Raw genomic sequence first — 24,312 nt, 5'->3', positions numbered from 1 at the left:
GGTTTTCTATCACGCTGAAAAGAAGACAAAGGGCTAAAATCAAGTTCATTTTAGCCCTTTGTCAACAATCTGAATCCCCTTTCTCTCTTTGAGAAGGGGATTTTTTAATTCATGCTTCGGCGCACAGCCAACAGCATGAGGAAAGACAGGATCACAATACAAATGGTCCAAGCCCATGCAAGTTCCATTCGTCCAGAATCAATCGCCACATAGATGGCTGTTGGGAGGGTTTGCGTTTTCCCAGGAATGTTGCCAGCGAACATTAAAGTCGCTCCAAATTCTCCTAACGCCCTTGCAAAACTTAGAACCGCACCAGAGAGAAGAGATGGCAGTGCGAGTGGGACGGTAATATAGGCAAAGACCTGGAAAGAATGCGCACCATCAACTTTTGCAGCACCTTCAATGTCTGACTCAATCGTAGAAAAACCAGCTTTCGCTGATTGATACATGAGCGGGAATGCGACAACTGTCGATGCAATGACTGCTGCCCAATAAGTGAAGATGACAGGCTGATGGAAGATCCATTCAATCGCTTGTCCAATCACACTGTTCTTCCCGAACGCAACGAGCAGCAGAAATCCTACGACCGTTGGCGGAAGGACAAGCGGCATCATGAGGAGCGTTTCCACGATCATTTTCCCTTTGAAAGATGTACGCGCCATCCAAAAACCAATGGACGTTCCTAAAACGACAGCCAATAATCCGCTGAAAGCAGCCACTTGTACGGACAGCCAGATAGGTGAAAGAAAATCTTCGGTCAGCATCGGCATTATTTCACTTGAAAGCCGTACTTTTTAAAAATCGCTGCGGCTGGATCTGATTGGAGATATTGAAAAAATGCTTTCGCCTCTTTCATGTGATCGGTCTGTTTTACAATGCCAACAGGATAAATGATGGGGGAATGCATGTCTTGATTTGCCTCATCTACTATCTTTACTTTGCGAGAAACGAGCGCATCCGTCTTATACACGACACCAGCTTCCACATTTCCTGTTTCGACATAGTTTAATACTTGACGAACATCCTTGCCATAGACAGCGTTCTGTTTCACTTGGTCCCATATATTCAGTTTTGTGAAAATCTCTTTTGCATATGTACCAGCAGGAACAGATTCAGGTGTGCCAAGCGCTAACTTTCCTTTTATGTGATCAACATCGCGAAAGGTTTTGATAGAAGAGGAACCATCTTTTGGCACGATGAGGACAAGCTCATTTTGTATGGCATCCTTTGTATGGTCCTGATCGATGTCGCCAGATTGAACAAGATCATCAAAAGGCTCTTCAGCTGCTGAGAAGAAGAGATCCGCTTTTGCTCCTTGAGCGATTTGCTGTTTCAATGCGCCGGATGATCCGAAATTATTCGTGAGTGTCACGCTTGGATGATCATCTTCATAGGCAGATTCAATCTCTTTCAAAGCATCCTGCAGGCTTGCCGCCGCTGAAATCACAAGTTCTGTCTTTTTGCTTTGATCTGGTGACGTCGACTCCGTTTGACATCCAGTCAGGAGCAAACAGATGGCGACGAAGGTTAAGAATAAATATTTCATGATCACACCTCTTTATCATTCAACATCATGTGTATCCTTTATTATAATCAAACTTATTTGACCATTCATAGGCTTTCAGGAAAAGAGAAAAGAAAAAGCCGCCAGAGGGCAGCTTTTAATGCTGATAAAAACGTAGTAAGTTCCCGTTGATCACTTTATCTGATAGAGATAGCTCTTTATTGGCTTTTTCTATATAGGGCTGGCATACTTCATCTTCTTCAACAGGTTGTTTTGTTTTTTGATCATAGCACGTGTTCTTTGTATAAAGATAATCATCTGTAATAAAGTTTCCATTTCTCAGCACAGCGAACGGTGTCCGCTCATTGGAGAAAAGGTCATTTCCAAATTGAATGGCATCTTTTGATTCAATGCCGAGTAAATGAAGAAGTGTCGGTTTGACATCCATTTGACCGGCTGTTTCAGAAATGGTTTGAGGGGCCTCGTCTGTCACCCCAGGAATATAAATCAAAAAAGGGACCCGCTGCAGTTTAACCGCATCAAACGGTGTGATTTCATCCTGCTTCAGCAGCTCTGCCATTGCCTCATGATGTGCTTCTGAAATGCCATAGTGGTCTCCCATCAGGACAAACATTGTATTTTCATATAGTCCTTCTTCTTTCATTCGTTCAAAGAACCTTTTGATGGCTTCATCTTGATAGCGGACGGTGGTCACATAGCGGTTTAAAATGGTGCTAGTCGAATCGTATTCATCAATGAACTGATCCTTTGGATCAATTTCAAATGGGAAGTGATTGGTTAAGGTAATAAACGTGCTGTAATAAGGCGCCTTCAGCTTTTTTAAATAATCAATGGATTGGTCAAAAAAGTCGATATCCTTTAAGCCCCAGCCAGTCGAATTCTGTTCATTGACATCAAATGAATCGACATCATAAAAGCGGTCAATCCCAAGAGATTCATACATCACATCACGATTCCAGAACGTTTTATTATTCGCATGAAATTGGACGGATTGATAATTCTCTTTTTTCAATTGCTTGTACAGTGTGTCATATTCGTTGTCACTCGCTGTGAAAAAGACAGCGCCACTGCTAGATGGATAGAGGGAGTTTGCGACGATAAACTCTGAGTCCGACGTTTTGCCTTGCTCTGTCTGCTGATAAAATTCATCAAAATAGAAGCTTTTTTTGGCAAGTTGATTTAAAAATGGTGTGATATATTGTCCATTCACCTTTTGATTCATGACAAATTGCTGCGTTGATTCAAGTGAAATGAACACGACATTTTTGCCTTTAGCAAGTCCAAAGTAGTCTTCATTTGGAGCACTGTAATCAGCTTTTGTGTAGTTTGCCACTGTTGAAAGTGTATCTTCGTCAGCAAAGGCTTTTTGTCCAATTCGTGCTGTTTGAGCGGCACCGTCGTACAAATGGAATTGAAACAGCCCAAGGTTTCGTACAATGACTTCTCGATCATATGAGCTTGTCAAAAATCGAGGGTGGTCCATCAAAGATGAGCTGACATGGAACAATAGCAAGCTGCAGCAAACCACATAGTATGTTTTGATCGTCTTAAAAGACGCTTTTGGTGATAGCGGTTTTCGTTTTAAGAGCCATGCCAGCACTACAAAATCAATCAGCATGAGTATAAATAGCGGATGAAACAATTCAGTCATACTGCTACCCATATCTCCCATGTTCTTTGCTTGAAATAAGACAGGAATGGTAATGAAATCAATATAAAAACCGTAAAAGATCGTATTGGATATCAAAATGGCTGTCAAAATAAAATTTGTGGTCAATAAAAAGACCTTTTGTTTCGTTTCATTTAAGAAAAGAGCAATCCCAAACAAAGGGAGCAAAAAGCTAAGTGGATTGATCAAAAGCAGCCATTCGTGAAACAGATTGGCCGTTCGTATATGAAATCCGAATTGATAAATGATGTATGTTTTCATCCACATAAAGAGGATGGAGTACACTAAAAACCAGTGATTTTTGAAAAACGCTTTCATTTATGTAACTCCTCACCATTCTGTATTCAGCTGCAAGGCAAAAACACTTATCTTAAAACTACTAAAAAAATGAGGAATGATCAATTCATATCCTGCTTTTTTGCAAAACTCTTTTTTCTTTTTCTAAAACGGCAAAGGGATGGATATTCCGCAAATGACAGCCATGTAATAGCAGGTGACAATGGTCAGAGCAGCTAGTACGACTTGTTCTCCTGTGCTGCCTGTTTTGACATAAAAGGGGAGACGTACTTTCATGGTTGCAGGGAACAAAAGTTTAATACCGTTCACTGTGCCTGCATCAAGGATGAGGTGGCTTGCCATCCCAACTAGTAACCCGGTACTGAGGCTGTCATTTGGAATGTATGTTGTCGCAATAAAATAAATGATCAGCAGAAATAATAAACTATGTGTAAAGGTGCGGTGCCCGAACACACTACTGATCAGTGTGGAAAGGAGCGGGAATTTCCTGCCGATTTTGCTTTTCGTATGACATAGATCTGGGATGAGGGCACCTACTGATCCAGCAGCAGCCATCGTCACTGGTTCGAATCCGTAATAATAGGCGACGGCTGTGGAGGCGGCAATTCCGCCCATAATATGTGTTTTTCCTGTCATGATGCGTACTCCTGTTCTGTTTTTTGTTCAAGTACTCACTATATCAAGGGTGAATCCATTCAGCAAGGCTTATTTCTAAAGAAAAATGGGATAAAATAGTTGGCTGTTTGGAAAAACATTCTATAATAAGAAGGAAGTCATGTTGACACTAACGATAAGGATGCGATTCGGATGAGTAATGCAGACATTTTAAAAGAAATTGTTCTTGTACATTATGAAGTCAGCCGTAAATTAAACCGCAAGTTACTTGAGTTAGAAAAAGACATCACGCCTCCACAGATATATGCTCTTTCTATATTGATACAAGGAAAAGTATCACATGCTGAAGAGCTCAAACAAAGACTCTCTCTCAACCCAGGTGCCGCTTCCATTGCCCTCAATAAATTATGTGAGCAAGGCTACATTCAGAGAGAAAGGGACAAGGACGATCATTCCCTTGTCCGGCTAGAAGCCACGGAAAAAGGGCTGGCTATTTACGAAAAGCATACACGTCTTTTTGGAAAGGTGATTCAGCATATGATGTCAGACTTCACAGAGGAAGACTTAAAGACCTTTCTAACGTATTTGCAAAAAATGAGACAGACCTTTCACGATGAATGAACCGCTGCTCTTTGTATAATGCTGAGCGCTGTAGCACAAATTAAACAGGCAAAGGCATTTTATGAAAAGGGAGGGAAATAGCGATGTCATTTTTCCAAAAGGATAAAAAGGCGAAAAGCGAGAAAGACCATCAGCAGGTCGATCAGCTGTTAGAAGAAGCAAGTAAAGAACTAGCAGGCGATCCGCTTCAAGAAGCTGTCCAAAAGAAGAAAAACAACCATCAATAAGCTGACATAAAGGCGGAGAATCATTTCTCTGCCTTTTTTCTATGTTTTACCCTTTGACAGATATGAGAATGTTTGATAACCTTCGTGTAGTAAAAATGAATAGAAATCCTCACGCTATGTCTCAGTGAGGTAGAGGTTGCGCGGATGATGAGTCACTCATGGGAGAGATGGAATCGTTGATCATGAGAAAAAAGGCATCAGCGCCGAAGTGTAGAGAGAGCTCCAACTTTCTTTATGCTGGGTCTGCATTGAACAAATGCAGGACTGCCACGTCTTTGAAGCGTGGAGGGCTATCCGGAGATCAAGGTGTATGTTTTGAAAAGCATGGACTTTTGTTCAGGCTTTTTTTTATGTTCTGATTGTCTAAGAAAAGGGTATGCTGGTAAGAAAGTGACCCAACATGAACATAAAGAATGCAAGTCATTGCTTCACAAATATATCAATGAAGATACTGCCGGGTCTGGTCCAAAGTGAATATAACGGAGGTACGAAAATGGAACAGACAAAAAAATGGGGTTTTTGGTTATTGACGGCTTTTGTCGTCGGAAATATGGTAGGTTCAGGCATCTTTATGCTGCCTAGTACACTTGCCCAGCATGCAAGTCCTTTAGGTGTGACGATGGCATGGCTTGTCACAGGTGGCGGCGTACTGATGATTGCCTTTGTGTTTGGACATTTGTCCATTCATAAACCGCAGCTAACAGCTGGACCACAAAGCTATGCAAGAGCGCTTTTTAAAGATCCGAAAAAAGGAAAAGCAGCCGGTTTTACAATGGTTTGGGGATATTGGGTGGCAAGCTGGATTAGTAATGTCGCCATTATCACAAGCCTAGCTGGTTATTTAACAACCTTTTTCCCAATTTTAACCGTGAAAACGGAGGTCTTTACTTTTGGAAAAGAAGCGATCACACTTGGTCAGCTCACAACGTTTATCGTATGTACACTCCTTCTATGGGGGACTCATACGATTTTAATTACAAGCTTAAGCGCAGCAAGTAAGCTGAACTTTATTACGACCTTTTCAAAGGTGCTTGGATTCGTCCTTTTTATTGTCGCAGGCTTATTTGCATTCCAAACCGCATTATTTGAACATTATTACTTCCCTGTTGAAGCAGCAAGTGGTGAAGGAGTGCTCGGACTTGGAGGCCAAATTCATCATGCGGCCATTTCCACACTATGGGCATTTATCGGCATCGAATCTGCTGTCATTTTATCAGGAAGAGCTTCCTCGCAGCGTGATGTCAAACGTGCGACGATTACAGGACTTTTAATTGCACTGTCTATTTATATGATTATTACCTTGATTACAATGGGCGTTCTGCCGCATGATCAATTGCAAGGTTCTGATAAACCATTCGTAGACGTGCTTCAGCTCATTATCGGACCGGCTGGCGGAATTGTCATGGCACTTCTTGCGATCATTTGTTTATTTGGTTCGATGCTTGGCTGGATTTTGCTTGGTTCTGAAGTCCCTTATCAAGCAGCAAAGGCTGGCGATTTCCCAGCAGTGTTTGCAAAAACAAACAAAAAAGGCAGTCCTGTTTTTGCTTTGACTGTCACAAATATCATGTCACAGCTGTTTATTTTCTCAGTCATGTCACGTACGATTAATGAAGCCTTTACTTTCTTAACAACATCAGCGACACTTGCGTATCTCATTCCGTATATCGTGTCGTCGATCTACAGCTTTAAGGTCATCATGCAAGGTGACACATATGAGCTCCAAAAAGGAAATCGGACAAGAGACGGGATCATTGCGCTTGTGGCCATGGGGTATTCCGCTTGGGTCATTATTTCAGGCACAGCTGATTTAAAAACATTTGGTCTTGGTATTGGATTGTTCTTAGTTGGCATTTTACTATACCCATTCATGTCCAAAAAATTTGCCAAAGGTACAGTCTAAGAAATACGTTTCTCCAATGCTGGAGAAACGTATTTTTTTATGAGGCAGATGTTAATCGATCCACAATAAATTCGAGCTGACCTTCTAGTGACACAGGGTCATTAAAGAAGTAACCGACTGTATCTGTTTCAAATACGCGTTTGTTTTGGACAGCAGGAAGTGATGCCCAGATGCTGCTTTTATACACTTGATCGCCATTACTTTTTGAACCGCTCCATGGGCTTGTGAAAATATAATCACCTGCAAATTCTGGAAGCTTTTCAAGAGAAATGTTTGCATAACCGACACCACTGTCGATGGCTTCTTTTTGGACGGCCTTCGGGGCTTTTAATTTCAGCTCGTCATAAATGATTTCACCACCGCGTGCAAAAGTGTTACCGAAAATGTAAATGCCCTTATCGAATGGTGATACGATCGAAACGGTTTTGTTTCCTACAGCTTTTGTTACTTTTGGTTTCACTTCAGCAATTTTGGCATCCCATTTTGTGATCCAATCCGTTGCTTTTTTTGATGTGCCTGTCATTTTACCGAATTCTTTTAGCTGGTCTTTAAACGAATATTGATTGTATTGAATGGCAACTGTAGGTGCAATTTTTTTGTATTGATCAAATTTCTCATCTTCTCCCCAAGCAATGATCATATCTGGCTTCAAAGAGGCTACTTTCTCAACAGAGGGAGATTTTCCAATATTCTTCACTCCATCTGTTTTTCCTTTATAGAAAGGGTTTTTAAAGATGGGCGCAGTGGCAGCAATTGGGGTTTTGCCGAGTGTGACGAGATCCCCGTAATAGCTTTCCGCCAGAAGCACAATTCGTTGTGGGTTTTGAGGCAGTTTCACTTCACCCTTTACATCTTGATAGGTGATCGTGTCATTTTTTTTGGCTCCCGATTCTTTATTGGAAGTGCTGCCGCAAGCAGCAGTAAAAATCATAAGGGTCATGAAGGAAATCAAAAGAAGTCCAGTTCGTTTTTTCACAAAAGTTCGCTCCTATTCAATTGTTTATGATAATGATTCTCATTCGCGATTATATCTTAACATGATAGAAGAAAAAATGCATCGGCTATTTTATGACCAAAATGAAAATGGTGAAATTCTCCCGGTTTTTTGATGAAAATAAAGAAATTTATCAGAACAAGGATTTCAAAACGTGAAGAAAGTGATATACTAGACTCCGAGATTGATAATCATTATCACTAATAACGAATAGATATGAACGGAAAGGAAGAGACTGGTTTTGGGCTCACAATCGAATAAACAGCTGTCAGCTAAAGGTGATGCGATAGATATTGTGACAAAGCCTTTTGGTACAGCAGCTGTTGTCATCATAGGAATCATTGCTTTAGCATTTGGTCTTTTTTTATCAGTATCGCTAGGAGCGGCAAACATTCATTTACACACGGTATGGGAAGCCGTCTTTCATTTTGATTCACAACAAACCTCACATCAAATCATTAGGGAACTAAGGCTACCGCGTACAGTTGGTGCCGCACTTGTCGGTGCCTTTTTAGCAGTATCGGGTGCCATCATGCAAGGCATGACAAGAAATGCGCTTGCGTCTCCTGAAATCATGGGTGTGACAAATGGCTCTGCATTTGCGATTGCCATTGCGTTTGCTTTTTTCCCAGGCCAATCTTCTTTTACATTAATTCTTTGGTCATTTTTGGGTGCAGCACTTGGCGCCTCTATTGTATTTGGGGTTGGAACCCTTTCAAAAGGAGGACTTACTCCTGTGAAGCTCGCATTAGCCGGTACGGCTGTTGGTGCACTTTTAAGCTCAATTTCCTCAGCGATTGCCATTCGATTTGACGTTGCGCAAGATATGAGTTTTTGGTACGCAGGCGGCGTGGCTGGTGTGAATTGGAGCAATATTAAGATCATCATTCCAGTTGCGGCTGTAGGACTGATCATCGCAATGATTCTTGCCCGCTCCATCACGGTTTTAAGCTTAGGTGATGAATTAGCAAAAGGGCTTGGACAATATACACGAACAGTCAAGGTACTTGGCATATTGGTCGTGATCCTTTTAACAGGTGCAGCCGTGTCAGTTGCAGGTTCTATTGGCTTTATCGGGCTTGTGATTCCTCATGTTACGCGTTTCTTGGTCGGCGTTGACTATCGCTGGATTATCCCTTGCTCAGCTATTTTAGGGGCTATTTTGCTCATTTATGCAGACATTGCGGCAAGGCTTGTCAATGCGCCGTTTGAAACGCCAGTTGGTGCCATTACAGCCATTATAGGCGTTCCTTTCTTCTTATATTTAGCGAGACGTGAAAGGAGCGGAATTTAAATGGAAATGGTGCAGCAGGCAAAGAAAAAGAAATACAAACGAACGATGGTCATGATCTTTTTAGCGATCGTGGCTGTGTTCCTGATTAGTTTAAATACCGGAGAGATACGGATTTCTCCGATGGATACATTCAAAACATTTTTTGGACTCGGAAGTGAAATGGATGAACTTGTATTATTCGAGTTCAGACTTCCGAGGATGGTCATCGCTTTACTTGTTGGCGCTTCTATCGCTGTATCAGGTGCCATTTGGCAAGGTGTTTCTCAAAATGGTTTAGCTGATCCCGGCATTCTAGGTGTAAATGCGGGTGCAGGTTTTGCGGTTGTTTTGTTTATCTTTGCCTTTCAGGGTTCGATGTCGAACTTAGGTGATTTTACGATATTTGTACTGCCGCTTTTCGCTTTCGCAGGGGCAGCCTTTGCTGCATTTCTCATTTATGTGCTAGCGTGGAAAAAGGGCATTACGCCTGTTCGATTGATTTTAACTGGTATTGGGATCAATGCTGCATTTTCGGCAGCGATTGTGGTTATTCAATTAAAGATGAGCCCAAATGATTTTAACCAAGCCATTGTGTGGCTGTCAGGAAGTATTTGGGGCTCAAGTTGGACATATGTCTTATCAGTCGTGCCGTGGATGCTGATTTTTCTTGTATTAGCGATGGTGAGGGCACGCTACTTAAATATCATGAATTTGGGTGATCAGATATCTTATGGCTTAGGGATTTCAGTTCATAAAGAAAGAAGTTTTCTCATGCTGATTGCAGTTGCATTAGCCGGTGCAAGTGTCGCTGTTGCAGGGAGTATATCGTTCCTAGGGTTAGCGGCACCACACCTCGCAAGAAAGCTTGTTGGACCGAAACATCAAGGAATGATACCAGCGTCCGCTATGATTGGTGCACTGCTGTTATTACTTGCAGATACACTTGGGCGTGTCATACTTGCTCCATCAGAGGTGCCCGTTGGACTTGTCGTTTCTGCTTTAGGCGCACCTTACTTCATTTACTTATTGATGAAAACGAACTAATGAGGAAGGAGAGTATAACAGATGAATTCACTAGAAACAGAAAAGCTTTGTATTGGCTATCATGACCGTTTGATTGTAGACGATTTAAATATCAGCATCCCAAAAGGCAAGGTGACGACATTAATTGGACCGAATGGGTGCGGGAAGTCAACGATTTTAAAAACAATGTCTCGTATTATGAAGTCCCATCAAGGTGCTGTTTATTTAAATGGCCAGGCGATCCATCAAACACCAACAAAAGAAATTTCAAAACAAATGGCCATTTTACCGCAGACGCCTGAGGCACCAAGTGGTCTGACCGTTTATGAGCTTGTGTCATATGGACGTTTCCCGCATCAAAATGGATTTGGCCGTTTATCAAATGAGGACAAACGAATCATCAGATGGGCACTTGAGGAGACGGGAATGATTGCATTTCATGACCGGCCAATTGAAGCACTCTCCGGTGGACAGCGTCAGCGGGTATGGATTGCGATGGCACTCGCTCAGGAAACAGAGCTGCTTTTATTAGACGAACCAACGACGTATTTAGATCTTGCTCATCAGCTGGAGATCCTTCAGCTGTTAGAACGCTTAAACAGAGAGCAGGGCAGAACGGTGCTGATGGTGATTCATGACCTGAATCATGCTGCACGCTTTTCACATTACATGATTGCCCTCAATCAAGGGAAAGTCATTAAAGAGGGTACGCCTCATGAGGTCATGACAAAAGAGGTGCTCAGTCAGGTGTTCCACATCGATGCAGAAATTGTGCTTGATCCGAGAACGAATAAGCCGATCTGTTTAACATATGACTTAATGAATCATGAAAGAAAGCTTGAAGCTGTGAACGGATAATAGATGGACAAAAAACTCGGTATGTATGACCGAGTTTTTTTGCATCTTCTGGTATTACCTTGTTATGCCATTTTCTCCAGTTGATCTTTTTTCGCTTTTATGCAGAAAAGAGGTACTTTTTTACTTTGGACAATGGTAATATACGGTTAGAGATCATAGCTAGAAAGGAAAGAGATGCGTGGAAACAGCAAAAATATTGATTGCAGATGACGAAGAAGCAATTGTAAAAATGGTTGAACGCGTATTAAAAAAAGAAGGGTTTCAACATATTTATAAAGCCTATCATGCAGATGAAGCATTAGATATTGTCAAAAACGAGGACATCCACCTCTTACTTCTAGATGTGATGATGCCCGGTAAGTCAGGCTTTGATGTTCTGCCTGACATCAGGAAAATGACGAAGGCACCGATTTTCTATTTAACAGCAAGAACGTCTGATGTAGACAAATTGACTGGATTTGCACAAGGTGCAGACGATTACATCACAAAGCCATTTAATCCGTTAGAGCTAGTAGCTAGAATTAAGGCGCACTTAAACCGAACTTATGTCTCCTTACAGGAGGAGCAGGAAGAAGCGCACAGTCAATATGAATATACTCATTTCTCGTACCATCCTCATGCAGCCGAGTTGAAAGTAAGGGGAAAGGTGACGGCTTGCTCAGCTCAGCTTTTGTCCTTGCTGAAGTATTTTTGTGACCATCCGAATGTGGTACTTTCAAAAGATCAGATCTATGAGAAAGTATGGGGTGTTCCATCATATGGTGACAACAACACCGTCATGGTTCATATCCGAAAGCTGAGAGAAAAAATAGAGTTAGATCCAAGTCAGCCTGAATATATTGTGACGATCCGTGGTATGGGCTATAAGTTCATTCCGCAACCTGTGAAGGTTCTTCAATAGTTTATGAATTTACGAACAAAACTTTTCTTTCACTTTGTCGGACAAATGTTTATTGTCATCGTCATTCTAACGATCGGGCAAACATTCTCTGAAAATCTTTATTTTCAAAAACGCTATGAGAATATGACTGAAACTGGTTTAACGAAGGCAGATGGAGATACACTCATGAGCTGGCTTTATTTTAACGAGGATGGAAAAATGGAAGCCGATGATCAGCTCAAACAAGCAGTGGAAAAACGTGATGGCTGGCTACAAGTGATTGATTCCAAAAAACGCAACGTCTATAGCTATCAACTCCCTAAAAACATTCCAACATCCTATCAAAAGGATGAAATGATCAAGATCTTTGAAAAAAGACAATTTAAAGATTACAAGATGTACTTCTGGCCAATTGAGATTGATCAAGAAAGCTTTATCGTCTTATATGGATTTAAAACGAACAGCACAAAGGTAGCCAATTATCTCAAGCAGCATGAAAAAAACCTGGCTGCATTGTCTCAATATTCAGTTGAAACAAAAGAATTTTTGAAAAGAATGAATGGATCGGTGCATCTGTTTAATGAAGAAGGAAAATACTTAAAAGGTATCCGAGCCAAAAATAATTTGAAAAATAACGTAACGGATGTTGAACTGCTCAAGTATCAATCAAAGCCTTGGGAGTTTAGAAGTGACCTGTCGTATATCAAAGTGAATAAGGATTTGTATATGATTGTTTCGGTGCCAAACAAAGTATACAGCCCAGACGAGCTTTATGATAAAGAGACAGAGGCTTTAAACCAATATACAACGCTTTTGATTGCAGGTCTTGCGCTTACGATTATTATCGTTATGACATTATGGTACTCGTATCGCTATGGGCTACCGATCTATCACATTATCCGCTGGCTGATTTTCTTATCAAGAAATAAATTGCAGGAGCCAACAAATAGAAAAGGTATTCCAGTAAGTAAAAATAAAAAGGGCCGTATTAAGCGGGAGTACCGGCTGTTTGAGGATATCCTCAAAACAATGGATCAGCTCACCAATACGTTAAAAGAGAATGAAGCAAACCGAAGAAAAATTCAAACCACAAGGGAAGAATGGATCGCAGGGCTGTCTCATGATCTAAAAACGCCTCTTAGCACGATTTACGGCTATGGATTAATGCTAGAATCAGATCAATACCAATGGTCCAAGGAAGAAGTCATGGAAATGGGACAAGTCATTCGTGAGAAATCAGAATACATGTCGACCTTGATTGAGGATTTAAACCTCACGTATCGATTGAAAAATGGTGCATTGCCTATTAATCGAAAACCTGTTGAACTTGGTGAATTTTTAGCCTCCATTATGGACGAGTTTTCAAGAAGCACGCTTTCAGAAGATTATTTGTCATCCTTTGAAGATCAAACAGAGGGTGTCATGTTTGAGATCGATAAAGCCTGGTTTAGACGAGTCATTGAGAACCTGCTGGCAAACGCAGTGAAGCATAACCAGAAAGGTACTCTTATTCAAGCTGTTCTATCTGAAACAAATGATGAAGTTCGGATCGAAATGAAAGATAACGGACGCGGAATGGCGCAAGAAACGGTGGATCATTTATTTAATCGTTACTATAGAGGGACAAATACGAATGATCCAACAAATGGAACAGGATTAGGACTGGCGATTGCAAAAGAGCTTGTCTTGCTGCACGATGGTGATATTCAAGTAGAAAGTGAATTAGGTCAAGGAACAACTATTGCGATTATCCTAAAGAAAACACCATCTGTAAAATAACCAAAAAACGATTTTCTTTTCTAAAGGAGATCGTTTTTTCTTGTTTTAGGATTGAAATCGACTTTGTAAACGATTACAATAAAATTGTTAACGTGAACAAATTGATTTTCATCATTATAAGAGATGGGGGAGTTTGATGAAAGCCTTTTTAGATGAACAGTTTTTATTAAACAGTCAAACGGCAGAAAAACTATACCATGAGTTTGCAAAGAACCTTCCGATTATTGATTACCATTGTCATTTAAGTCCAAAAGAAATCTATGAAAATAAAACGTTCCAAAATATAACCGAAGCATGGCTTTACGGAGATCATTACAAATGGCGAGCCATGAGAGCAAATGGGATACCTGAAACACATATCACAGGAGATGCCTCAGATGATGAGAAATTTTTAGCATGGGCGAAAACTGTTCCGATGACGATTGGAAATCCTCTCTATCACTGGACCCATCTAGAGCTAAGACGATATTTTGATGTCGAAGAACTTTTGAATGAAGAAAGCGCAGACATCATCTGGAAAAAAGTAAATGAAAAGTTGCAAGGAGACGGATTTGGTGCGAGAGATTTCATTGTGAAATCAAATGTTGAAACGATTGTGACGACAGACGATCCGGTTGATTCGCTGATTTATCACCAACAACTGCGGGAAGAAGGCTTTTCTGTGCAAGTGCTGCCAGGGTTTCGACCAGATAAGGCATTAGATATCACAAATGACTTGTTTATCGAGTATGTTCATCAGCTGGCGAAGGTTTCATCTATCCAGATCGAATCCTATCAAGACTTCATAAAAGCACTTCATATGCGAATCGATTTCTTTCATGAACAGGGCTGTTTGATTTCAGATCATGCCATCAATGAAATGACGTACGAAGACACGACGGAAGAAGAAGCTGCGATCATTTTTCATAAAAGGATGTCAGGGCATCCATTGACGGAAAAGGAGAAGGTTCAATTTAAAACGCACACATTCATTGAACTAGGTCAGGCATATGGTCAGCGGGGATGGGCGATGCAGCTTCATATCAATGCGCTCAGAAACAACAATTCGAAAATGTTTGAGCGGCTTGGACCAGATACCGGATATGATGCAATGAATGATGAAGACATTGCAAAACCTCTTTGCTGCGTATTAGATCGGTTAGAACAAGCACATGCATTGCCAAAAACCATCCTCTATTCCTTGAATCCAAGGGACAATGTGGTGATTTCAACGATAGCTGGAAGTTTTCAAGATGGAAAGACTCCTGGGAAAATGCAGCATGGAACAGCCTGGTGGTTTAATGATACAAAGCAGGGAATGACAGAGCAGATGATGGCACTCTCCAGTATCGGACTGATCAGCCGATTTATTGGGATGCTGACAGATTCACGAAGCTTCCTGTCTTACACAAGACATGAATATTTCCGTAGACTGCTATGTGACATCATTGGAGATTGGGTGGAAAAAGGAGAAGCGCCTAATGATCTCAATTTGCTAGGGGGAATGGTAAAAGGAATCAGCTATGAAAATGCAAAGCAGTATTTTCAATTTGAACGGGCAAATGAGCTACCGCATAAAAGCAAGATGATATGAACAAAAAGCAAGAATATGAAAGCGTTTTTATGATAAGATGATAAAAAATCATAAAAGGCGGAATAGCATGACAGTCACAATCAAAGATATAGCAAAATTGGCAAACGTTTCTCATACCACAGTATCAAGGGCTTTGAATAACAGTCCTTTTATTAAAGAGAAAACAAAACAAAACATATTGTCGATTGCAAAACAGCTGAATTACTCACCGAATGTCCATGCCAGAGGCCTTGTCTCGCAAAAATCATTTACAATTGGTCTGTTTTTTACGAGTTTAACAGAAGGCACATCCTCAAGTTTCTTTGTTGATGCATTAAAAGGCGTCAACAGTGTGATAACAGAAAACTATCATTTGGTTGTAAGAGGAATTGACGATTTTCACGATTACACAACCATTCATAAACAGCGGTATGATGGTATTTTGCTCATGAGCCAGAGCGAGCATGATGAAGCGTTTATCCATCATGTGAAAAAACAGGGAATTCCCATTATTGTACTGAATCGTCGTGTAGAAAGTAATCAAGTGATGAATATATTAGCGGATGATGGTGAAGGGGCATATCAAGCTGCACACTATTTCATTCAGCAGGGGCATAAACAAATTGCCATTATTGAAGGGAAAGAAGGGTTTAAATCCACACAGGAAAGAAAAGCTGGTTTTTTGCAAGCACTCATTGACCATCATGTACCCATGAAGAAAGAATACATGATCACAGGCGACTATCATATGAAGAGCGGCTATGAATCAATGGAAGCCTTACTCACTCTTGATGATCCGCCAACTGCCCTTTTTTGCTCAAACGATGACATGGCGATTGGTGCGATGAATGCATTGTTTGCAAAAGGTAAAAGGTGTCCTGATGATCTCTCTATTATCGGATTTGATGATATTTCATTTTCATCTTATACAACGCCTGCCCTCACAACAGTCAAAAAGCCAATTGAAAAAATGTGTGCGCTTGGAGCAGAAGCGATCCTTTCAGTCATCAACGGTGAAAAGCAAGAAGACGATCATCTGGAAAAAGTGTATGTCCACACAGAGCTGATGATTAGAGATTCAGTCAAAAAGATGCAGTAATCAGCATCTTTTAAATGAAAATGTTCACGTGTGCAAAAAATGTGGGGGAGGAAAAGCGTTTGAGACGATTATCCAAAGATGTGTACCCAGTGGCTGAATATCCTGAAACCATTCTACAAATTGGCGAAGGAAACTTTATGCGGGGATTTATGAATTGGCAGATCCAGAAGCTAAACGACTGTACAAATTTTAAAGGAAGAGCAGTGGTTGTTCCTCCTCGAAAAGGATCAGTGACCGCTCTAAATGAACAAGATGGTTTGTACACTTTATTTATTCAAGGATTTCATGACCAAAAAGAAATGAACGAACGGATCGTCATTCAATCCATCAGCAGGGGAATCAGCACATATACAGATTATGATGCCTTTTTACATGTAGCGGAAAGTCCTGATGTGCGCTTTGTCTTTTCTAATACAACAGAGGCAGGACTTGTGTTAAGAAAAGAGGACCGATTAGAAGATCGACCGCAAGCAAGTTTTCCAGGAAAGCTGACAGCCTTCTTGTATCACCGCTTCAAAGCTTTTTCTGGAGATGAGAAAAAGGGCTTGATCATTTTACCTTGTGAATTGATTGAACAAAACGGTGATCGATTAAGAGAATATGTGATCACAATGGCAGCTGAGTGGAATCTTCCGCCTGATTTTGTGGCTTGGGTCAAGGAAGCCAACACGTTCTGTAATACGTTAGTTGATCGAATTGTCCCAGGATTTTCTCAGGAAGCAGCGGAGACTGTTCAAAAAGAAGAGGGGTATATCGATGAATTGCTTGTCACAGCAGAATATTATCACCTGTTTGTCATTGAAGCACCTGCGTTTGTTCAAAAAGAGCTTCCTTTTCAAGAAGCAGGGTTAAACGTACATTTTGTGGAAGATATCGCTCCCTATCGTATGAGCAAGGTTCGCATTTTAAACGGTGCGCATACAGCGATGGTGCCGATTGCATATTCATGTGGCTTGGATACTGTCAAAAAAGCGGTGGATGATGAGCATGTTGGTGTGTTCATTCGCCGCATGCTTGAGGAGGAAGTGCTGCCAGGTTTGCCACTTCCTGAAGAAGAGCTTCTTCTTTATACACAATCCGTGTGGGATCGATTCTGCAACCCTTTTGTTAAACATCAATTACTCGATATTGCCTTAAATGGTGTATCTAAATTTCGGGCGCGTATTCTCCCGTCTCTTCTAGATTATATAGAGCTAAAAAAACAGTTGCCTACGAAGCTTATGTTCTCATTGAGCAGTTTGATTTATTTTTATCAAGTCCATGCAGATCAGATAAAGGATGATGAGTCTGTGATGACAGTCATGAAGGAAGCATGGGAGGAAGTGGACCATTCCTATGAATTAATGGTCGATCAACTTCTTTCAAACGAAGTTTTATGGGGGATGGATTTGACGAGGATCGCAGGGCTGAGGGATGCAGTAGCCGAGCAGCTCACCTTCATACATGAAAATGGCATGAGAGCTGCTGTTCACCAAATTCTTCAATATGAAAGTCAGGGGGAGAAGGCATGAGAGACTTTGTTGTGATTCATCCTTCAGATAATGTTGGTATCGCTTTAAAAGTGCTTGAGCAAGGCGAAGAGCTTCAGCACCAAGGTCATACAATCATTTTAAAAGAAACCGTTCCTAAAGGTCATAAATTTGCATTGGCTGAGATCAAAGAAAAAGAGAATATCATCAAATATGGCTACCCCATTGGTCATGCAGCCACTAAGATCTCTGCTGGAGAATGGGTGCATACGCACAATATCAAAACGAATCTATCAGGTAAGCTCGATTACGAATACCGCCCTTCTTTAACAGAAAACCCCTATGAAAAAACGAATCTGACATTCAAAGGGTATAAACGAAAAAATGGCGCAAGTGGTATACGAAATGAGCTTTGGATTGTCCCAACAGTTGGGTGTGTCAATGGCATTGCTGATCAAATCATTCAAATATTTACCGCTGAAATGGGTGGAGACATCCTTCCTTTTGAAACGGCTCTCGTATTAAAGCACAATTATGGGTGCTCACAGCTTGGGGATGATCATGAAAACACAAAAAACATTCTTCAAAATGCCGTAAAGCACCCAAATGCTGGAGGGGTTCTCGTTCTAGGGCTTGGCTGTGAAAACAATGATATTGAGGATTTTCAGGCAACATTAGGGGAGTATGACCAGACGAGGGTGAAATTTTTAAGAAGCCAAGAAGTAGGGGATGAGATTGAGACAGGTGTCGCTTTGCTCAAGGAAATTTATGACGCAGCGAAAGAAGATCAGCGTGAAGACATTCCGTTATCTGAGCTGAAAATTGGCTTGAAATGCGGAGGATCAGATGGGTTTTCAGGCATTACCGCAAATCCACTTTTAGGCAGACTGTCCGATTTTATTGTGGCTCAAGGCGGAACCACCGTCTTAACAGAAGTACCGGAAATGTTCGGGGCTGAAACGATCTTAATGGAGAGAGCGGAATCAAAAGCGACATTCGACAATATTGTGCAGATGATCAATGATTTTAAACAATACTTTATGGATCATCGACAGCCAGTATATGAAAATCCTTCCCCGGGAAATAAAGCAGGAGGAATTTCGACATTAGAAGATAAATCTCTCGGCTGCACACAAAAAGCGGGTACTTCCGTTATAAAGGATGTTTTAACATACGGGGAGCTGCTAAAACGAAAAGGATTGAATTTATTAAGTGCGCCTGGGAATGATTTGGTTGCTTCATCTGCTCTCGCAGCATCTGGCTGTCAGCTCGTCCTCTTTACAACAGGCAGAGGCACACCGTTTGGCACATTTGTTCCAACGATGAAGGTATCGACCAATACCGCGTTATACGAAACAAAAAAACATTGGATTGACTTTAATGCGGGGGAATTGCTTGAGGATGTACCAGAAGATGTGGTGCTAGAGAAATTCATTGCCACGGTGATTGATGTGGCGAGTGGAAAGCTGTTAAATCATGAAAAAAACAATTTTAGAGAGTTGGCTATTTTTAAAACAGGTGTGACACTTTAAGGCGTCTGGGGGATGATGAAATGTCTAAAAAACGAAATTTGATGTATGTGACAGCAGGAACAGTACTAACAGGAATTGGACTCGCACGTTTAGCAAAGCAAGGGAAAAAAGACAAAGAAACAAATGGCATAGATCATGTGTTAAAGCAGATAAAAGCGCCAAAGTTCCCAGATCGTGAATTCAATGTCATTCATTATGGTGCAGATAACAAAGGGATAGAGCTTTCGACAAATGCTATTCAGTCTGCCATCGATGATGCACATCGTTTGAAAGGAGGGCGTGTGCTGATTCCTGAAGGGACATTTTTGACAGGCGCTCTAGAATTGAAAAGCAATGTAGAGCTTCATCTTCATGAAAACGCCTATGTGGCCTTCAGCCAAGATACACGTGATTATCTTCCGCTTGTTCTAACAAGATATGAAGGAATTGAGCTTTATAATTATTCACCACTTATTTATGCCCATCATGCAGAAAACATCGCGATTACAGGAGCAGGCACGCTGGACGGGAGAGGGGATGAACACCACTGGTGGCCTTGGAAGTATGGAACAAATGGTCAACCCTCTCAAGATCGGGATCGACAGCTTCTTTTTGAAATGGCTGAAAAAAGAATACCAGTGGAAGAAAGGGTGTTTGGCGAAGGACATTATTTAAGATCAAGCTTTATCCAGCCATACAATTGCCAAAACATTCTCATTGAAGGAGTAACAGTAAAGGATTCACCGATGTGGCAAGTCCATCCGGTGTTAAGTGAAAACGTCATCGTCCGTGGGGTGAATATCATCGGTCATGGCCCAAATACAGATGGTGTGAATCCAGAGTCGTGCCGACATGTGCTCATTGAAGATTGTTATTTTGATAATGGCGATGATTGTATTGCCATTAAATCGGGCAGAAATGAGGACGGCCGGAGAATCGGTGCTCCATCTGAAAACATCGTCATTCGTAGAAATACGATGCGTGATGGTCATGGCGGAGTAACGATCGGGAGTGAAATCTCTGGAGGCGTCAAGTATGTATATGCAGAGGATAATGTCATGGACAGTCCGAACCTCGACAGGGCATTGCGCATTAAGACCAACTCTGTCAGGGGCGGTACCATTGAACACATCTATTTTAAAAACAATCTAGTGAAAAGCTTAAAGCATGAGGTGGTCTGTATCGACATGATGTATGAGGAAGGGGATGCCGGTCCGCATAGACCTGTAGTCCGTCATATTGAAGTAGAAGGGTTAAAAAGTAGCGGAGGGCGATATGGCGTGAAGATCGCCGCATACTCACATTCCCCGGTCACACACTTTAAAATGAAAGACTGTGTCATTGACGATGTCACGTACCCTCTTTCATTGGAACATGCAGTATCTCCTTCATTTCAGAAAGTTGTCATTAATGGTGAACATATCAACCAATAGCGGAAGTGAAAACAGCCACGTCAAAGGCTGTTTTTCTTTTATAAGGACAGACAAGACGTATTCGGAATCACATATACAACCTATCTGCACTGTAGTATAATATTCCCGAAATTAGAAAAGAATTGACGAAAGAGATGACGTCAAGCAGTACATAAAGCAGGGGGTTTATTGATGAAGAAGTTAACTGGTATTTGGCTATCATTGTTACTTGTGATCGGTGTTTTAGCAGGGTGTGCAGGTGCGGAAACGGATCAAAAAACAAACAGTTCAAAGCCTAAAGAGACAGCGGCTGCGGCATTTCCTGTATCCATCAAAGATGCAGCTGGTAAAACCGTTGAAATCAAAGAACAGCCTAAACGAATTGTTTCGTTAATTCCAAGTAATACAGAGGTTGCCTATGCCCTTGGCCTTGGAAATAAAATCGTTGGTAGATCAGACTTTGACAACTATCCAAAGGAAGTAGAAAAGGTGGAGAAGATTGGCGGTCTTGATTTCAATGTAGAGAAGGTCATTTCCTTAAAGCCTGATCTTGTCTTAGCACATGCATCACAAATGAGTTCAAAAGACGGATTTAAACAGCTTGAAGATGCAGGTATTCAAGTGCTGACTGTTAATGATGCAGCCTCTTTCAAAGATGTGTATAAGTCTATTAATATGATTGGTGAAGCAGCTGGCGTAAAAGAGGCATCAACGAAGCTTGTAGATGAGATGAAATCAAAACTGAATGACATCAAAAAACAAGCAGAATCCATCTCCAAAGACAAACAAAAAACAGTTTTTGTCGAAGTATCGGGTGCGCCTGAAATTTATACAACAGGTAAACAAACGTTTATGGACGAAATGTTGTCTGTCATTCATGCAAAAAATGCTGCTGGCGACCAAACAGGCTGGGTGCAAATGACGGAAGAATCAATTATTAAACGAAATCCTGATGCCATCGTTACGATTGATGGTGCAAGCTTAGCTGATCTGAAAAAAAGAGACGGCTGGAAGGCGATCAAAGCAGTCAAAGAAAAACAAGTCTTTCAATTGAATACGGATCTGGCATCACGACCGGGACCGCGATTGGTTGAAGGAGTGGAGGCTCTTGCGAAAAGCATCTATCCTGACACGTTCAAATAAAATCATCGTTGCATACACAGCAAGTGCTTTACTTCTTGTCGTGAGCATTGGAATGGGAATCTCATTTGGCAGTTTAGGGATTCCCATTCCTTCTATACTTCGGATCTTTGTTCATGAAGTATTTGGAATTCAGGCCGGAACCATTGATGCAATTGACCGCAATATTATGATGAATATCCGGCTGCCGAGAGTGATATTAGCGGCGTTAGTCGGAGCAGCTCTGGCGTTATCTGGTGCAGCCTTTCAAGGTTTATTAAAAAATCCTCTCGCTGACCCTTATACACTTGGGGTATCTCAAGGGGCATCTGTGGGGGCTGTAGCCACATTGTTTTTCAGTTTGCAGTTTCCTTTGCTTGGCAGTTTTACACTGCCTTTTTTGAGTATGACAACAGCGCTTGCCACACTATGTCTCGTCCTCTTTTTTGCCCGTATGGTTCACCGAGGAATGAGCATTTCTTCTTTAATTTTGACGGGGGTCATCTTTAGCTCTTTTTTAGGAGCCCTCATTTCATTAATGATTGCGTTAACAGGTGATGATTTAAAAGAGATTATTCATTGGCTTCTAGGCAGTGTGTCTATGAGAGGCTGGCGATATATTGCTCTTTTCCTTCCTTTTTTCCTCATTGGTACATTTGCATTGATCTTGATGGGAAGAGATTTAAATGTGATGACATATGGCGAAGAAAAGGCAAAACTGTTAGGGGTTCATGTGAAACGGAGCAAATATGTGGTGTTGCTTGCTGGTTCGATTCTGACTGGAAGTGCGGTGGCTGTGTCAGGAACGATCGGATTTGTAGGACTGGTGATTCCGCATTTTATCCGTCTTTTATCCATTACGGATCATCGTCATTTGCTGCCTTTGTCGATGCTGAATGGTGCTTCCTTTCTCGTTTTAGCAGATGTGCTCTCCCGTACGATCATTGAACCGACTGAATTGCCTATTGGCATCATTACAGCGTTAATTGGTGCACCTGTCTTTGGCATCATCCTCATTCGCAGATATAGAGGAGGGACGCATCTATGATTCAAGTGAAGGAAGTTAGAGGAGGATATGGAGAAAAAGAGGTCATTCACGGCGTGAGTTTTGAAGTGGAGCGAGGGGAATTCCTCGGCATCCTTGGTCCAAATGGGAGCGGTAAGACGACACTGCTTAAAATGATCGCAGGTATTTTAGCACCTGAGAGCGGCCAAGTAACACTAGATGGCCATCCAGTTCAATCCTACCGGCCAAAGGCACTTGCGCAAAAATTGGCGGTTCTTCCCCAGAAGACCGATCAAGCCTTTTCATTTACAGTGGAAGAAACGGTCCAGTTTGGGCGTTATCCTTATCAGAAAGGGTGGCTGCAATCTGTTACGAAAGCAGATATCGAGATTGTCAGCAAGGTGATGGACCAAACAGATATTGCTCAATTTAAAGATCAATCCATTCATGAGTTAAGCGGTGGAGAACAGCAGCGGGTTTACTTAGCTCAAGCGCTGGCTCAGTGCCCTGACTATTTATTGCTGGATGAACCAACGAGTTTTCTTGATTTAGCTTATCAAAAAGAGTTACTCGATTTGATTAAACAAGAGACGGTTTCCTCTAACTTAACGGTGATCGGTGTGTTTCATGATGTGAACATTGCCAGTTTGTATTGTGACAGTCTGCTTTTGCTGAATGAAGGAAAGACGGACATGCTGGGAGAACCGCATCATGTGTTGACCACCGAACGGGTGAACCGGGTGTATGAAACAAATGTAACACCTCTCCAACATCCACTGCGGGCCAACCCTCAGCTGGTAATTGAACCTGCGTCCATCTCTGAACATTCAAGGCTGAACTTAGCGAATGGGTGGAAAACATATGGCGCAAACGGAATGACATTTTCTACTCATCAGCCATTGCGCATCCTTTCATCACATGAGAAAAGCGGGGGTTTCTTTTGGACACGGTCCCTTGGAACGGGAACTGAAGCACTCCATGACATGCTGGATGATGAGGAAGGGTACTTATTTCTTGGTCAATCTGATGGGCCGAAGCAATACGCCGCTGAAGATGATGATGAAGATGTCCTTCTTTATGGGATGCATCAAGAAGGAGAGCTGTCCGTTTGGCTTGTGCTGAAAGGAACGATATCAGATGGTGCGTCTGTCCAGCTGATGGGCGAGCTGACGCACTTCATTAAACAAGAGACAAGTATCCAGGTACATCATCTTTGTATCGCTGCTGCCAATGCAGAAGAAAAGGAGCATACTGCTCATTTACATGAAAGAGTCAGACTGAAAGTGAAGCATCTTCTTCATACATTGAATGCTATGAAAAAGTGAACCGGCTGGTTCACTTTTTTTGTTGAAAACATCAACATCTACTTATGTCATCCACTGAATATTTGAAAAAAACGAAAAATATGTTGCTAAATAAATCATATTGCTTTTATAATAAGAATCATGAAAGCGTTTTAATAATTAATTGTTTAAAAATG

General features: G+C 41.5%; 21 protein-coding genes and 1 riboswitch. Of the genes, 16 read left to right on the top strand and 5 right to left on the bottom strand.

Annotated features, from left to right (window positions below; all coding sequences use genetic code 11):
- Window positions 1–104: 104 nt before the first annotated feature.
- From modB to LCD34_RS06825, 4 genes are all read right to left on the bottom strand, one after another.
- A complete protein-coding gene (modB, locus tag LCD34_RS06840; RefSeq protein ID WP_216895180.1) occupies window positions 105–770 on the bottom strand; it encodes a molybdate ABC transporter permease subunit in 666 nt (221 codons plus the stop codon).
- A complete protein-coding gene (modA, locus tag LCD34_RS06835) occupies window positions 770–1,546 on the bottom strand; it encodes a molybdate ABC transporter substrate-binding protein (RefSeq protein WP_224558706.1) in 777 nt (258 codons plus the stop codon). The genes modB and modA overlap by 1 nt, the downstream gene beginning before the upstream one ends.
- A 115-nt stretch (window positions 1,547–1,661) precedes the next feature.
- Window positions 1,662–3,512: an LTA synthase family protein gene (locus LCD34_RS06830; protein WP_224558705.1), complete on the bottom strand. Its 1,851-nt coding sequence runs from the start codon at window positions 3,510–3,512 to the stop codon at window positions 1,662–1,664.
- A 123-nt stretch (window positions 3,513–3,635) separates the two neighbouring features.
- Window positions 3,636–4,127, bottom strand: a complete 492-nt coding sequence (locus LCD34_RS06825) for a metal-dependent hydrolase (RefSeq protein WP_025207969.1) — start codon at window positions 4,125–4,127, stop codon at window positions 3,636–3,638.
- A 171-nt stretch (window positions 4,128–4,298) separates the two neighbouring features.
- Between LCD34_RS06825 and LCD34_RS06820 the strand changes: the two genes are divergently transcribed.
- The 3 genes from LCD34_RS06820 to LCD34_RS06810 all read left to right on the top strand — a co-directional run bounded on the left by LCD34_RS06820 (window position 4,299) and on the right by LCD34_RS06810 (window position 6,857).
- Complete coding sequence (locus LCD34_RS06820; RefSeq protein WP_007500254.1) at window positions 4,299–4,727, top strand: MarR family winged helix-turn-helix transcriptional regulator; 429 nt, start codon at window positions 4,299–4,301, stop codon at window positions 4,725–4,727.
- Window positions 4,728–4,810: 83 nt separating this feature from the next.
- A complete protein-coding gene (gene sspJ, locus LCD34_RS06815; RefSeq protein WP_008347117.1) occupies window positions 4,811–4,954 on the top strand; it encodes a small acid-soluble spore protein SspJ in 144 nt (47 codons plus the stop codon).
- Window positions 4,955–5,076: 122 nt separating this feature from the next.
- Window positions 5,077–5,255, top strand: a riboswitch (Lysine riboswitch).
- 192 nt (window positions 5,256–5,447) lie between these two features.
- Window positions 5,448–6,857 carry an amino acid permease gene (locus LCD34_RS06810; RefSeq protein WP_224558704.1) on the top strand — a complete coding sequence of 470 codons (1,410 nt, stop codon included), beginning with the start codon at window positions 5,448–5,450 and terminating at the stop codon, window positions 6,855–6,857.
- A gap of 37 nt (window positions 6,858–6,894) precedes the next feature.
- Here LCD34_RS06810 and LCD34_RS06805 read toward each other — a convergent pair whose 3' ends face one another.
- Window positions 6,895–7,833 carry an ABC transporter substrate-binding protein gene (locus LCD34_RS06805; protein ID WP_025207967.1) on the bottom strand — a complete coding sequence of 313 codons (939 nt, stop codon included), beginning with the start codon at window positions 7,831–7,833 and terminating at the stop codon, window positions 6,895–6,897.
- A gap of 259 nt (window positions 7,834–8,092) precedes the next feature.
- Between LCD34_RS06805 and LCD34_RS06800 the strand changes: the two genes are divergently transcribed.
- From LCD34_RS06800 to LCD34_RS06740, 13 genes are all read left to right on the top strand, one after another.
- Window positions 8,093–9,145, top strand: a complete 1,053-nt coding sequence (locus tag LCD34_RS06800; protein WP_224558703.1) for a FecCD family ABC transporter permease — start codon at window positions 8,093–8,095, stop codon at window positions 9,143–9,145.
- Complete coding sequence (locus LCD34_RS06795) at window positions 9,146–10,168, top strand: FecCD family ABC transporter permease (protein ID WP_007500263.1); 1,023 nt, start codon at window positions 9,146–9,148, stop codon at window positions 10,166–10,168.
- 21 nt (window positions 10,169–10,189) lie between these two features.
- Complete coding sequence (locus LCD34_RS06790; protein ID WP_007500265.1) at window positions 10,190–11,005, top strand: ABC transporter ATP-binding protein; 816 nt, start codon at window positions 10,190–10,192, stop codon at window positions 11,003–11,005.
- Window positions 11,006–11,183: 178 nt separating this feature from the next.
- Window positions 11,184–11,906, top strand: coding sequence for a response regulator transcription factor (locus LCD34_RS06785; protein ID WP_048002131.1), 723 nt, complete (start codon window positions 11,184–11,186; stop codon window positions 11,904–11,906).
- Window positions 11,907–11,909: 3 nt separating this feature from the next.
- Window positions 11,910–13,664, top strand: a complete 1,755-nt coding sequence (locus LCD34_RS06780; RefSeq protein ID WP_017359251.1) for a sensor histidine kinase — start codon at window positions 11,910–11,912, stop codon at window positions 13,662–13,664.
- 136 nt (window positions 13,665–13,800) lie between these two features.
- Window positions 13,801–15,237 carry a glucuronate isomerase gene (gene uxaC, locus LCD34_RS06775; protein ID WP_224558702.1) on the top strand — a complete coding sequence of 479 codons (1,437 nt, stop codon included), beginning with the start codon at window positions 13,801–13,803 and terminating at the stop codon, window positions 15,235–15,237.
- A gap of 67 nt (window positions 15,238–15,304) precedes the next feature.
- Window positions 15,305–16,315 carry a LacI family DNA-binding transcriptional regulator gene (locus LCD34_RS06770; RefSeq protein ID WP_046344464.1) on the top strand — a complete coding sequence of 337 codons (1,011 nt, stop codon included), beginning with the start codon at window positions 15,305–15,307 and terminating at the stop codon, window positions 16,313–16,315.
- A 59-nt stretch (window positions 16,316–16,374) separates the two neighbouring features.
- Window positions 16,375–17,826 (top strand): tagaturonate reductase, encoded by a 1,452-nt coding sequence (locus LCD34_RS06765; protein WP_224558701.1) that lies wholly within the window; start codon window positions 16,375–16,377, stop codon window positions 17,824–17,826.
- Window positions 17,823–19,316, top strand: a complete 1,494-nt coding sequence (locus LCD34_RS06760; RefSeq protein WP_224558700.1) for a UxaA family hydrolase — start codon at window positions 17,823–17,825, stop codon at window positions 19,314–19,316. Before LCD34_RS06765 ends, LCD34_RS06760 begins: the two co-directional genes overlap by 4 nt.
- A gap of 20 nt (window positions 19,317–19,336) precedes the next feature.
- Entirely contained in the window at window positions 19,337–20,728 is a 1,392-nt protein-coding gene (locus LCD34_RS06755) for a glycoside hydrolase family 28 protein (protein ID WP_224558699.1), read from the top strand.
- Between the two features lie 171 nt (window positions 20,729–20,899).
- On the top strand, window positions 20,900–21,850 hold the full coding sequence (locus tag LCD34_RS06750; protein WP_108610969.1) for an ABC transporter substrate-binding protein: 951 nt from the start codon (window positions 20,900–20,902) through the stop codon (window positions 21,848–21,850).
- On the top strand, window positions 21,816–22,874 hold the full coding sequence (locus LCD34_RS06745) for a FecCD family ABC transporter permease (protein ID WP_224558698.1): 1,059 nt from the start codon (window positions 21,816–21,818) through the stop codon (window positions 22,872–22,874). The genes LCD34_RS06750 and LCD34_RS06745 overlap by 35 nt, the downstream gene beginning before the upstream one ends.
- Window positions 22,871–24,157 (top strand): heme ABC transporter ATP-binding protein, encoded by a 1,287-nt coding sequence (locus tag LCD34_RS06740; RefSeq protein ID WP_224558697.1) that lies wholly within the window; start codon window positions 22,871–22,873, stop codon window positions 24,155–24,157. The genes LCD34_RS06745 and LCD34_RS06740 overlap by 4 nt, the downstream gene beginning before the upstream one ends.
- Window positions 24,158–24,312 lie beyond the last annotated feature (155 nt).

The organism is Bacillus sp. RAR_M1_44 (genome assembly GCF_020165935.1).
Taxonomy (GTDB): Bacteria; Bacillota; Bacilli; order Bacillales; family Bacillaceae; genus Bacillus; species Bacillus altitudinis.
Note: the sequence above shows the minus strand (reverse complement) of the source record. Positions and strands in the feature narration are given on the sequence as shown.

Coding starts and splice junctions, on each gene's coding strand:
- modB (WP_216895180.1), bottom strand. CDS start 770: ATGCCGATGCTGACCGAAGATTTTCTTTCACCTATCTGGCTGTCCGTA.
- modA (WP_224558706.1), bottom strand. CDS start 1,546: ATGAAATATTTATTCTTAACCTTCGTCGCCATCTGTTTGCTCCTGACT.
- LCD34_RS06830 (WP_224558705.1), bottom strand. CDS start 3,512: ATGAAAGCGTTTTTCAAAAATCACTGGTTTTTAGTGTACTCCATCCTC.
- LCD34_RS06825 (WP_025207969.1), bottom strand. CDS start 4,127: ATGACAGGAAAAACACATATTATGGGCGGAATTGCCGCCTCCACAGCC.
- LCD34_RS06820 (WP_007500254.1), top strand. CDS start 4,299: ATGAGTAATGCAGACATTTTAAAAGAAATTGTTCTTGTACATTATGAA.
- sspJ (WP_008347117.1), top strand. CDS start 4,811: ATGTCATTTTTCCAAAAGGATAAAAAGGCGAAAAGCGAGAAAGACCAT.
- LCD34_RS06810 (WP_224558704.1), top strand. CDS start 5,448: ATGGAACAGACAAAAAAATGGGGTTTTTGGTTATTGACGGCTTTTGTC.
- LCD34_RS06795 (WP_007500263.1), top strand. CDS start 9,146: ATGGAAATGGTGCAGCAGGCAAAGAAAAAGAAATACAAACGAACGATG.
- LCD34_RS06790 (WP_007500265.1), top strand. CDS start 10,190: ATGAATTCACTAGAAACAGAAAAGCTTTGTATTGGCTATCATGACCGT.
- LCD34_RS06780 (WP_017359251.1), top strand. CDS start 11,910: ATGAATTTACGAACAAAACTTTTCTTTCACTTTGTCGGACAAATGTTT.
- uxaC (WP_224558702.1), top strand. CDS start 13,801: ATGAAAGCCTTTTTAGATGAACAGTTTTTATTAAACAGTCAAACGGCA.
- LCD34_RS06770 (WP_046344464.1), top strand. CDS start 15,305: ATGACAGTCACAATCAAAGATATAGCAAAATTGGCAAACGTTTCTCAT.
- LCD34_RS06760 (WP_224558700.1), top strand. CDS start 17,823: ATGAGAGACTTTGTTGTGATTCATCCTTCAGATAATGTTGGTATCGCT.
- LCD34_RS06755 (WP_224558699.1), top strand. CDS start 19,337: ATGTCTAAAAAACGAAATTTGATGTATGTGACAGCAGGAACAGTACTA.
- LCD34_RS06750 (WP_108610969.1), top strand. CDS start 20,900: ATGAAGAAGTTAACTGGTATTTGGCTATCATTGTTACTTGTGATCGGT.
- LCD34_RS06740 (WP_224558697.1), top strand. CDS start 22,871: ATGATTCAAGTGAAGGAAGTTAGAGGAGGATATGGAGAAAAAGAGGTC.